The sequence below is a fragment of the Shewanella sp. MBTL60-112-B2 genome (assembly GCF_019655055.1).
In the GTDB taxonomy this organism is placed as follows: Bacteria; Pseudomonadota; Gammaproteobacteria; order Enterobacterales; family Shewanellaceae; genus Shewanella.
In genome coordinates, this window is sequence record NZ_BPFA01000003.1 from 146,582 (window position 1) to 158,004 (window position 11,423).

At 41.4% G+C, this 11,423-nt stretch carries 7 protein-coding genes and 1 tRNA gene; 3 read left to right on the forward strand and 5 right to left on the reverse strand.

The features are described 5' to 3' along the window. Positions 1 to 8: 8 nt before the first annotated feature. Complete coding sequence (locus tag K5Q73_RS03015) at positions 9 to 4,256, reverse strand: Ig-like domain-containing protein (protein WP_220759007.1); 4,248 nt, start codon at positions 4,254 to 4,256, stop codon at positions 9 to 11. Between the two features lie 325 nt (positions 4,257 to 4,581). Then, positions 4,582 to 5,457, reverse strand: coding sequence for a LysR family transcriptional regulator (locus tag K5Q73_RS03020; protein ID WP_220759006.1), 876 nt, complete (start codon positions 5,455 to 5,457; stop codon positions 4,582 to 4,584). Positions 5,458 to 6,108: 651 nt separating this feature from the next. Between K5Q73_RS03020 and K5Q73_RS03025 the strand changes: the two genes are divergently transcribed. Together K5Q73_RS03025 and K5Q73_RS03030 are read left to right on the forward strand one after the other, a co-directional pair. After that, on the forward strand, positions 6,109 to 7,929 hold the full coding sequence (locus tag K5Q73_RS03025; protein WP_220759005.1) for a cytochrome c3 family protein: 1,821 nt from the start codon (positions 6,109 to 6,111) through the stop codon (positions 7,927 to 7,929). A gap of 48 nt (positions 7,930 to 7,977) precedes the next feature. Beyond that, the gene (locus tag K5Q73_RS03030; protein WP_220766126.1) at positions 7,978 to 8,715 is read left to right on the forward strand and encodes a response regulator transcription factor; all 738 of its coding nucleotides are present in this window, start codon (positions 7,978 to 7,980) and stop codon (positions 8,713 to 8,715) included. Between the two features lie 390 nt (positions 8,716 to 9,105). Here the strand turns inward: K5Q73_RS03030 and K5Q73_RS03035 are convergent. Further along, a tRNA-Leu gene (locus tag K5Q73_RS03035) sits at positions 9,106 to 9,190 on the reverse strand. 342 nt (positions 9,191 to 9,532) lie between these two features. Here K5Q73_RS03035 and K5Q73_RS03040 point away from each other — a divergent pair. Beyond that, the gene (locus K5Q73_RS03040; protein ID WP_012153859.1) at positions 9,533 to 9,667 is read left to right on the forward strand and encodes a DUF3149 domain-containing protein; all 135 of its coding nucleotides are present in this window, start codon (positions 9,533 to 9,535) and stop codon (positions 9,665 to 9,667) included. A gap of 96 nt (positions 9,668 to 9,763) precedes the next feature. Here K5Q73_RS03040 and K5Q73_RS03045 read toward each other — a convergent pair whose 3' ends face one another. Next, positions 9,764 to 10,381, reverse strand: coding sequence for a superinfection exclusion B family protein (locus K5Q73_RS03045; protein ID WP_220759003.1), 618 nt, complete (start codon positions 10,379 to 10,381; stop codon positions 9,764 to 9,766). Between the two features lie 180 nt (positions 10,382 to 10,561). After that, positions 10,562 to 11,362 (reverse strand): tRNA cyclic N6-threonylcarbamoyladenosine(37) synthase TcdA, encoded by an 801-nt coding sequence (tcdA, locus tag K5Q73_RS03050; protein ID WP_220759185.1) that lies wholly within the window; start codon positions 11,360 to 11,362, stop codon positions 10,562 to 10,564. Positions 11,363 to 11,423: the final 61 nt, after the last annotated feature.

The following is an 11,423-nucleotide window of genomic DNA, read 5'->3' on the forward strand; positions in this document are numbered from 1 at the left end:
GGCAAATATCAATTAGGATTAAGGCTATCGTAAAGCACGGTTTGAGAAAGCATCTTGGCTTGGGCTTCAGCGCTATCCCCGCCATTATTCGGATCGCCCCATGTCACCATATCGCCATTGCCTTTAAGGGCAATAAACGCGCTGCCTGTCGAGTAGATGCTTCTCACGTCGGTCAGCTTAGCTGCTAACTCTTCATTACTTATATACCCACCTCTTGCAGCATCGCCCCATGTCACTACTGTTCCGTCATTTTTTAATGCTGCAAAGGCTTTATGCGTTGAGTAAATAGTTTTTACGTCAGTTAATTTTGAAGCTATAGGCTTGCTGTAACCACCATTAAACGGGTTCCCCCAAGTCACAACTGTGCCGTCTTTTTTGAGAGCAGCATAAGCTGTTTTAGTTGAGAAAACAGTCTCAATATTGACAAGTTGCTCCGCAACTTCATCACTATTACCACCATTGAAATCATGCCCCCATGTAAATGCATTGCCATGAGAATCAATAGCGACGAACGATTCATCATTACTAAAAACATTTGTAATATCAGCTAACCCTGCAACATCTCTATTATCTCCACCGTATCCGCCCCAAACCACTAGAGTCTGATCCTCCTTTAACGCAGCAAAAGCTCTAGAGTTTGAATAAATATGCTCAACATTGATCAATAAACTCTGCACATCATCTGTCCCCATAGAACCATTAGGGATTACTCCACCGTCATTTTTTCCACCCCATGCTACGACTGTGCGATCTTTCTTTAGCGCAGCAAATGCGTACGCATTAGAAAATATCTCTTTAACATTGGATAGCCCAGTCGGAAAACTAGAGCTATGTTCATCATCAACTATACTTCCCCAAGAAAATACTTTGCCGTCAGCTCTTAACACTGCAAAGTCATGTTTAGAGCCATATACTTGGGTAATATTATATAGCTCATCTTTTACTGCGCTTGGGTCGCCGCCAAATTGTGCATCTCCCCACACCACTAGGCTGCCGTCAGTTTTTAATGCGGTAAAAGCAAATAAAATAGGGTGCAGGCTTTGCACATCGTTAAGTAAATGCTCAATGGCTAGACTATCTCCACCATCCCCACTTGCTCCCCAAGTCACAACGGTTTTATCATTCTTTAAAGCAGCGAACGCGCCGGACGTTGCAGAGATTTTTTTTATATCAAATAGCTTTGAGTCAGCAGCGCTACTATCACCACCTTTACGTTCCTCCCCCCACGCCACAACGGTTCCATCGGTTTTTAATGCCGCAAACGCATAGTCATTGGAATAAACCCGATCTAAATAATCAGCCTTAATCACCACTTTTTCTTGAGAAACCTTACAAGCATTGCCGCCGCCTATACCTTGACTGTTGGCGGTGCAGTAACGGTTTTTGGCGGTGACCAGCACACCAATATTTTGCTCGATTTGGTGGATCGCTGGGTTAAGTACGTTTGATGGTGTCGATACCGGCAAACCGGCTACTTCAAACTGATAGTCGGTTTTAGTTGGGTGCTCACAATCAACACAAGTCATGGTTGCAGTGATTGGCCCCGAGTAAGCAAGAGTAAGCTCGGTAATCTCTGGCTTAGCCGGCGCAGTAATTTCAACGGTGACACTTTCTTGTACCTGATGACCTTCATGGTCTGCCACTAAATAGTAAAAAGTATCCACACCATAACTGATATCATTTGGCTGATAAGTAAATAACATTGAGCCCGGCTCAAACTCAACAGTGCCTAAACGAGTACCAAAAATACGCTCGATAAACACGGCTCTGCCGCTACTATTTGTCACATAATGAGTCAGATCCACCGGAACCTTGACTGAGTCCATCTCTAGCCTAGGCAGACGAACACTCGTCGCGGTTAAACTTGTATCTGAAGCCGAAATAATACTGATCACATTACTGCTGCTTTTCATGCCATCAGAAACTGTGTAGGTGATAGTTTCAGTTTGCTCGGCACCGTTAGGCTCATAGGTCAGCCTCATTCCGTCTTGTGCCAAAGTTGCTGGCGCAATTACTTTGCCCACATAAGTGAGTTCGAGACTGTCACCGTCTGGATCTGAGGTATAAGCAACATCGCTAAGATCAATTGTGATACTTGGAGTGCTCACATCGAATGGATCAATAGACAATGCAGCGGCTTCAGCGATTGGCGCACTATTAACAATATTAATTTCAATAATATTTTGCGCCACCCCGCCCTTACCATCTTCAATCACATAGGTAAACTTATCTGACGCCAGTAGTTCAGAGGCTGTGTACTTAATCAGTAATGGCGCTTCAATTCGAACCGGGTTAATAGCAGCCATTACACGAGTTAGCGCGATGGGATCATTATCAGTATCGTCTACAAGCCCACTAATATCGATTAGACGTTCAGGCTGCGCCAGTACTTCTTTAAGGCTTAAATTTACAACATGGCTGTTTGCTGTTGGCACTGTGTTTACCGGCCTAGCATCTGAAACCGTGAAGACGATCGTACCTAGTGCGAAGCCCCCTTTACGATCGCTGACCACGTAGATAACCTCATCGACTCCCCAAAACTCATTGGGTGAATAGGTCACATTTAAGTCATCTACGACTGCCCGACCATTACTGGCGTAAACGTTAATGACAAGCTCATCATTATCGGCATCAGCAATGGCATTCGATAGATCGAGTGTAATTGGAGTTTTACTGTTGGTGCTAAAGTTTAAGTCTGTTGCCGTTGGCGGGTTATTAGGTAATTCAGGGCTTGCATCGAGTGAATTAACCACCACCAAGGCTGCAGCGTAACCTCCTTGTTCATCACTCACTATGTAGGTCGCAGATTCAACACCAATAAAGCCTGCTGGAGCATAAGTTAACACCGAGCCATTTAAGCTAAAACGATTGCTTAGCTGGTATAAATCGGAGGATATAGTCAAAACGTCACCATCACTATCTGATATCAGCGTAGTAAGGTCTAAATTAAAGGGAGTTTCACTATTTGTTGTTTTAGCGATATTTGAAGCCTCTGGAGGCGTATTCTCGCTCTCACTTATGGCTACTATTATCTGACTGGATTTCTCTTCATTAGCCGTTTTTACTGAAAACTCGAGTACAGCAACACCTGAGGTTAGCGCTTCAATCGTAACGGTATTTTGTGTAACAGTACTGAGCGACACCAAGCCACTTGTATCTCCAATACTGCTAATAGCCCAATCCAGCCCAGATGTTACCGCTGAGTCGATAGCAATCGTCCTAGCCTCGCCAACGGTAAAGTCAAAAACGAGTGGCGTTAGTGATAAAGGAACAGGAATAGGTAAAGGCTCTACATAGATGCTAATTTCAGCCGCCGCATAGCCGCCTTTTTTATCGGACACAACATACAGAAAGCTATCTTCTCCAGTAAACGAACTAGCATCATACTGAATAGTATTAGCTGTTATTTCTGACAATACCGCACGCCCAGAAGTCGCTCTTAAGTCCACCAATTTCAAGCTATCACCGTCGGGATCGGATATAAGCTCACTTACATCTATGGCCAGTTTATCTCCCTGCATTACCGAGGTCTTATGATTAAGCGCTACGGGGATTTGGTTTGGCTCTGTAGGCGAGGCATCAGAAACCGTCATTACAACTTGACCGACTGTGACACCACCTCTTCCATCTACGACGCCATACATAGCAAAATCGCTGCCGACAAAACCATTTGGTTTATAGATAAGTGAGGTGCCTACAAGTGAAAATCGCTCCGCAGTTTGTGATAACTCAATGATGGTTAACTCGTCGCCATCGGCATCATAGATCACCTCATTAAGCTCAATGCTTTGCGTGCCATCACTCAATAAACTGCGCGATACAAGCTCAGCGATTGGAGCAGAGTTTGAGGCAGCAATATCCTGGATCCCCAGTAAAATATCAGCTTGATAAGATTGCCCCTGACTAACAACTTCATATTCCAACTGAGTAATACCTGAGTAATCGGCTTTAAATGTCACCTTGGTGCCTGATAGCTCTTGAATACTCACTAAGCCTTCAGGATCCGTCACGCCAGCCAAACTCCACTCGGCTTTACTCATTACATAAGGAGATATATCGAGTGTTAATGTTTGCCCCTTAGTCATCTCTTCAGCAAAACTGGCTAAATAAATAGTATCGGGTTTACCTAGATCGGGAAGCAATACCTCATCACTCTCGCTACAACCAAACAGGGTAATAACGAATGCTAAAAAAATGAGTTTGATTCTTTTAAAGATAGAAGTTGTACTGGGGAGTCTGAGCGCTGAATTTAACATTATTACATCCTAAACAATACCGACTACTGTTCCTAAAAAACAAGCTACTTTCAGGTTATAAATTTCAGCTTTATAACAGGCGCTTAACTTGCAGCTTTAAGATAAAGTAAAACTAAGAAAAGAATCGGTATACTTTTTAATGGAATGTAAATTAATTTAATCTAAAGAAAAACAGAATAATAGTGAAACATCATGTTTCACTATTAAGATTTATAACGTAGTCAATATCAAGACCTGCCAGCATATCCAGAATGTTAAAGGCCGTTTAAAAACAGTGCAAACAATAACAAACTTCAACAAACAATACTTAGTAACCAGCAAACTGTTACAACTTAAATACCCAGTCATCAATGGCGTTAAATTCATTAAATAACCACTGCCTTTGCTCACCGGAGGATAAAATGAGCTCTTTATTCATGATTGAATAAAGCTGTACATTTACATCTGAACAAATCGGTTCAATGTTAAAGCGCCTTGTATCAACAGCACGGCTAAAGTTAAGCCCTCTGAGATTATCGTCTGACTCAATGATATCCAGATAGTCTGAATAACTATCTAAACATATCACAGCAGCGGCTAATTCTTGACTTGTTAAGTACTCTACAAACAAGTGAGGCTCTGTAGCAAGCCACTTCAACTTAGCGTACTTGTAGTTTGCGGCTCTAGTTGCAACTTCAGAGGGCTCCTGATGGCTTTTACAACGAAATAAGCAAAGGTTATCGCTAAGGATTTGAGTCGATTTTAATAAGAACTCATCGGCAGACTTAAGATCAATAAATAGATCTAGATGGCCTAATCGTAGATCGGCATAGGCTCGAACTCTCGATTGAATATTGTGACTATATTCAATAACGAGTTGTTGCTTAAAGTACGACTCAAACCTGCCCGGAATGTGACTAAAAGTTTTATAAGATAAGAAAGGTGGAGCCACAATTCTAAAGCTACTATTTGAGCTAACCTCTCTAGAAATTAGGTTCAATTCAGCAACAGGATTAATGACACGCTGGTATAGATCAACTGCGTTTTTAGCCACATGAAACTTAGCACCATCTTTTTGAAATAGCTGATAGCCCAAAGCAAGCTCTAAAGACGAAATAGCACGTGAAACAGTAGCAATTGACACTCCTAACTCTTTAGCGGCATATTTTATCGAGCCTGTTCTAAATACAGACTCAAAATAAATTAATTCATTAAGATTCAAATTTCACTCATTAAAGCAATAACATTATGATTAATGTGTTAATTATATATTTACAACCTAAGGAACGACAATCAACAATGTAAGGGTTTGCCTACAAAATCAAACTAACAGAAATGAATCTCTGCACTTTAATTCGAATATTTAATCCATATTAAGCGCCTTAGCAAGAAAGGCTTACCAATAACAACTTTACAACATAAATAAGTGATTAAGCTTTTATCCACTGCTGTTTTAATTAGCGTAAAAATACGGCTTTTAAATACCATCAGCGGAAGAAAGCATTTCAACCATAATCAAGCTGCTCGATGGCAGGTTTCCTTGTTGAATATTGCATTTTAGAGCGAACTTAAGTTGTAACAGCTTTTTTAAACACTTAAGTAGGGTTACCCACCGCCAGTACCTACAGGAAGCTGCTTTTGTCAGAAGAGTAAGCGACTTATTATCTAACTTACTCCTCCCTTTTTTATAAGCATAAAATTTATTATTAAAGCCTAAATAATATCATGGCGGAATAACATAAGTGCTTCATTTGTGGCCTAGAACAAAATACAGATCACAGCGGTATTATCTACTGTTAAATATCCCAGCGTTTACCACCTCAATCACCCTTAGACTGCAAACCCCATTAATGGGATATAATAAGGAATAATGATGAAACGTTCACTTTACTGGCTTAGTGCTACGGCGCTTGCGTACACTCTTAGTGGTTGTGGCAGCGATAATAATGATGGCCCAACAACGCCCCCACCTATTGATCCACCATCCCAACAACTTCCTGCAAATGTTTTCGGCGCACCAGCAGAAGAAGAGAAGAAAGTTTACTCAAACATTCGATTCGCAATCGCTGAGCGTGCTTGGACTGCTGAAGAAAAAGCAAGTAGAGCTGCTACTAAAGGTGCTTACGACACGACTTATGGCTCGCTATTTGAAGATGATTTCAAATGGATTATCGAACCAATGGACATCAACATGAAGGATGTAAAGCTAAAAGCTCTGCGTGATGATGTTTTTGTTGAAGGTAGGGGGTCTTTCGTTGACTTGCTGCTTTACGCTGGTGAGAAATATGGTTTTGATGTTGAAACCGAATGGGATGCTAAGCTAGAAACTCACTGGGTTAGATCTATCACTAAAGATGGCGTTAAGTATGATGGTCTACCTGAAATGCTACAGCCAGAAAAGTATAAGAACGATGACGCTGGTTTCAAAATGCTTATCGGTGTTGATATCTGGGAAATCAGGCCAGAGACAGATGAAGACGGTGATGTGACAGGTGATGCGGTAGATTTCATCTATAAAGAAGAAGAGATTTATCATCGTGCCGACCTCTTCCCTGTTAAGAATGATATGAGCGTTCTTTTCATTCAGGCGCAACCCGCTGAAATGGAAATCCGTGAAATCAAGTACCAAACAGAAATGGAGCGATTCGACAAGAACGGTGGCAAGACAATTATTCCTGAAATCGTAATTGACTTTAAGCCAGGCCAAATTATTGATGGTATCTTTAATAAAGGGGTTAGAGCCGAGTTCCACAACATCGAAGTTAAGCCGAATAACCTTAGACCTGACCTGTACAAAGAGGGCGTAATCACAGAGCTTGACGCTTGGTTATCATTGCAAGATGCTTGGAAAGATAAAGGCTTGAATATCCAGTGGAGCTACTGGCCTAAGCTTTCAACTAATGCAAACGTTCAAGGTTATGTAGCAACTGCCATTGAGTTTAATGGTGTAGACTCAAATGGCACCATTATTAATCAACGTTATACCAATAATGGCGCCTGTGGATTTGTTCATCATACTGGTGAGCGTAAGCACTACAACAACACCAACAAATCTCATAACTTGTATAACTACGTAATGTGTTCTAATCGCGTAGATATGGAGTTTGAAGGTCAATGTTATTTCAGAGCTAAAGGTTATGGCTTTGGTGAAGAGCATGAAGATGTAGTTGATGGTTCTAACTTTGCTTACATGCAAGGTTATACTCCGTTCGGCGGCAATGACCCACATCTAACGGGTGATGCGATGGTGATGTATAACGTAGAATACATCAACTATCTTGGTGCAGCTTTCGGTAGCGCTAGCTACGGTACACCAGCTAAATCTGGTTGTGATGTTGATGCAAAAGATATGATTGACTTATCAAATGTTATCGATATCAGTAAAGCTAAAGAGCCATTAACTGATAGCCACTTTGGTTGGCAACAACCAGATTGTACAAGCTGTCATAACGTTGAATCTGGCAACGGTCATATTCTAGAAGATATGACTCCTTGGGGTTGTGCTGAGTGTCATGGCAACAACGGTGCACCTGATAGTCACGGGGAAGTGATGACTTGTGGATTCTGTCATGCTAAGACAATGAAGCTTCATGGTGACGCTTATAGTAATCGCAAGGATTACACAGGTCAGTACACAAACTTTAAAGAACCTGAGTCATGCTTAACCTGCCATGTTGACCCAGCTTTAAAATAGTATTTAGTTATTTCTTAGAGGGGGGAACTCCCCCCTATTTAGGTTTGTATGACAATCATGATCCCAACAGAGCTTAGCCAAGAACTCTTACATAAAATAGCGCCACTACAATTAACGCATTTTTATTTTTCTTTAGTCCCAACTAATGCGCTGCGTGAAAAATTATTAATTAAAAAGTTAGGCAACATTAAGAATATGCGTACGCTTGCAGTCAGCAGTGATGCAGTACTTCGTTTTAGGGAGCTTTATCATGAACGATTCAGCGCGTATGATCGTACTTTTATCAACCAGAAGCCGTGTTGTGAAAGTGACCCCTTGGTTTGGCCGTTAAGCCACATAAACTTACGCTGTCAGCAAGCCGTAAAACAACAGTTGCAACGCCTAAATGCACAATCTAGCTTTAGTTACACTATTGATTTACACAATAATTATTCTGGATTTTTTAAAGGGTTTTCCAAGTCTAGTGAAATAGCATTGACCGATACGCTTCAACATGACTCCGATTGGATCAAACCAATCTTAAAACAGTTTTGTCGAGAGCTGACTCAAGAGCATATGAACACACTGAATCCAATTACGAATTATGCCGTGTTATCTAAGCCTTGTATTGAAATTTTAAAATTAACAGCCGACGGTGCAAGTAGTCGTGAAATTGCTAAACAACTTCACATTACAGAAAGAGGGGTTAATTATCATATTGATAGAGCTCGCGATCTACTGGGCGCCCGTAATCGAATTCATTTAATCAGCCTAGCCCATCGTCATGGTATATTTACTACGTTGTAATTGAGACCTTTTATAAGGGTTCCCATTGCCAAGACGTGTTCAGTACACTTAGATTAATTCAAACCTATGAGTATAATTGTAGGTTGGTATCCATTCCTCGCCCGCCCCTACACACAACCAATCCCTCTAGCGCCTAAAACGATAGCACTGAACCAAGAAATCGCCTGACTATCATTGATAAGCGCATAATGAATCAGATGACACTTTGGCTAAACGTACAAGAAGACTTTAATACCAATCAGTATAAAAAAGATGATGAAAGGTTGCTGTGCTGTAGGCTTATCACGGCAAGTGATGCTAAGCCTTAGAGAAAGCCTAGCATAGCCAAACTTTAGACATAAAAAAAAGGCATAAAAAAACCTGCTCGATGGCAGGTTGCTTTGTTGATAATGGTACCTGAGGACGGACTTGAACCGTCACTTCTTTCGAAATCGGATTTTGAATCCGACGTGTCTACCAATTCCACCACTCAGGCATTATCAATAACACTCACTGTAAATCTGCTCGACCTCAGTAAGTGAACGGAATTATACCTACCAGCAGATGAATGGCAAGTACTTTGAGGCAAGCTTTGTATCAAGTGGCCATTTTTCAAGCTTAAGCACGTCTACCCGTTCACTATCCGTGCAAAATTACTATTTTGACTAGCACTGCGATTAATACTCAAAATTAGCAAAACATGATCTACAGCATGTTTATTAACAATAAACCCTCATTTCATTAATAACAGACACTGTTTTTGACTGAGATCAAAAAGTGTACTTACACCTCGGCGTATCGTTATCGGGAACTAAGAAAAAGAAAGAGGATTTCGCAAATGGCATTCTGGTTAGATTTGATGTTTGGCAACCCAATAGGCTTGCTTTCAATGATAGTTATCTTTAGCACTATAGGCATCATTTCCTATCTGATGTGGATGTTCTATACCAAGTCTGCGGATCCCGAGAATTAGTTTTCAATGTTCTTTCTAATGCAGGGGGCTATTCGCCCCCCTTTTTTTGCCCAAACAAACAGCCACTATCAAAGTTGATGAATGCTAAATAACTCTCTAGGCAGCGTGTTTTCTCGGTGCGACCAGGTTATTGACGAAGTGTGGGCGCGCCTTAATCAGGTTTTTCATCTCTTCAGCGCTCGGCTCACCAACAGGAAAACGGAGTACCTGACGGTTTAAGTGAACTCTTGCACGCATTGAAATCTTAAAATCAGCGGTAGAGCCCTGAATCGCATAATGCTGCTGGTTACCCAAATACTCTAAGATTCCAGCCTTAGACAAACTTTTAACTGCAGGCTCTTGTTCTGGTAAGGTCAGAATAGTTTCCCCTTGCAGAAAAAACTCCCTTAGCAAAGCACGCTCCATTGGATCGAGTAGCTTAACCTTCTCTTCTATCACCTCAACCGAACGCTTATCACTAAAGTAGCTAATCGCTTCATCGAGAAAGTAATTAAGCAGTAGCGTCAATAAATAAGCGGCACCAATGATTAAGCCTAACCCAATAAAATGAGTATGGTTTTGTAATAGCTCATCAAGGCTTAACTGCACCAACAGTGTTTGCGGTGCGAGCAATAGCGCTGCACAGGCTAATGTTAGCCATAGCATACTGGTAAAAACCAACTTTTTAGCTGAGATCATTTTAAAAGAAGATGTATTAAAAGCCACTTTTTGCATAGCCGTATCCAGTGTCAGAATTCTGTTCCTAAGCAAATAAAAGCAATAATAATGCCAGTATTTCCACTGAAGCTAACTAATTCTGAATCAACGGGCACAAAAAAGGCGCTGAATTAGCGCCTCTCGAGTTACAGAGTCTTAAGTACTATTATACTTAGCTCCATTTATGTCTGTAGAAATCTATTGTGCCTTAGCGGCAAGCTTGGTTAATACACGACTAGTGGCAACAAATCCGAAGGTACCTGTTACCACAGTCACGGCACCAAACCCTGACGCACAATCCATTCTCATACTGCCTTCTGCTGTAGCCTTTGTATTACATACCGTACCGTCAGCTTGCGGGTATACCAACTGTTCGGTTGAAAATACCGCTTCGATGGCAAAACGACGGGCTACATTTTTAGAGAAGTTATACTCACGCCTAAGCATGTTGCGTACTTTAGCCAATAGCGGATCTTGATAGGTCTTAGCTAAATCAGCAACCTGTACCTGAGTAGGATCCATCTGCCCTCCCGCTCCACCTACAGTTACAATAGGTAACTTTTGACGTTTACACCAAGCAATCAGGGCTGTCTTGGCTTTAACCGAGTCGATGCAATCCACCACGTAATCAAGATTGCCGCCCTGCTTATTACCTTGAAAATATTCAGACAAATTTTCTGGTGTAATAAAGTCTTCCACTTCATTCACAATACACTCAGGGTTAATCTGTTTTAAGCGCTGAGCCATCACTTCAACTTTAGACTCACCTATGGTGTCTTTTAATGCGTGAGATTGTCTGTTGGTGTTAGTCACACAGATATCGTCTAAATCGATAAGGGTGATCTGGCCAATACCGCTTCTAGCCAAAGACTCTGCCACCCATGTGCCGACACCACCGATCCCAACTACGACTACATGAGCCTGAGCAAAAAAGCTCAAGGCTTGTTGCCCATATAAACGGCCAATCCCAGCAAAGCGATTCAAGTAAGCGTCTGACAAAGTGTGATTATTCAAAATGATACTCAATGTAAAATGTAGAAAGTAAAGCTTAGTTATTATT

Excerpts from the sequence above, each read along its gene's own strand:
- K5Q73_RS03045 (WP_220759003.1), bottom strand. The coding sequence starts at position 10,381 with ATGCAAAAAGTGGCTTTTAATACATCTTCTTTTAAAATGATCTCAGCT.
- K5Q73_RS03030 (WP_220766126.1), top strand. The coding sequence starts at position 7,978 with ATGACAATCATGATCCCAACAGAGCTTAGCCAAGAACTCTTACATAAA.
- K5Q73_RS03025 (WP_220759005.1), top strand. The coding sequence starts at position 6,109 with ATGAAACGTTCACTTTACTGGCTTAGTGCTACGGCGCTTGCGTACACT.
- K5Q73_RS03040 (WP_012153859.1), top strand. The coding sequence starts at position 9,533 with ATGGCATTCTGGTTAGATTTGATGTTTGGCAACCCAATAGGCTTGCTT.
- K5Q73_RS03015 (WP_220759007.1), bottom strand. The coding sequence starts at position 4,256 with ATGTTAAATTCAGCGCTCAGACTCCCCAGTACAACTTCTATCTTTAAA.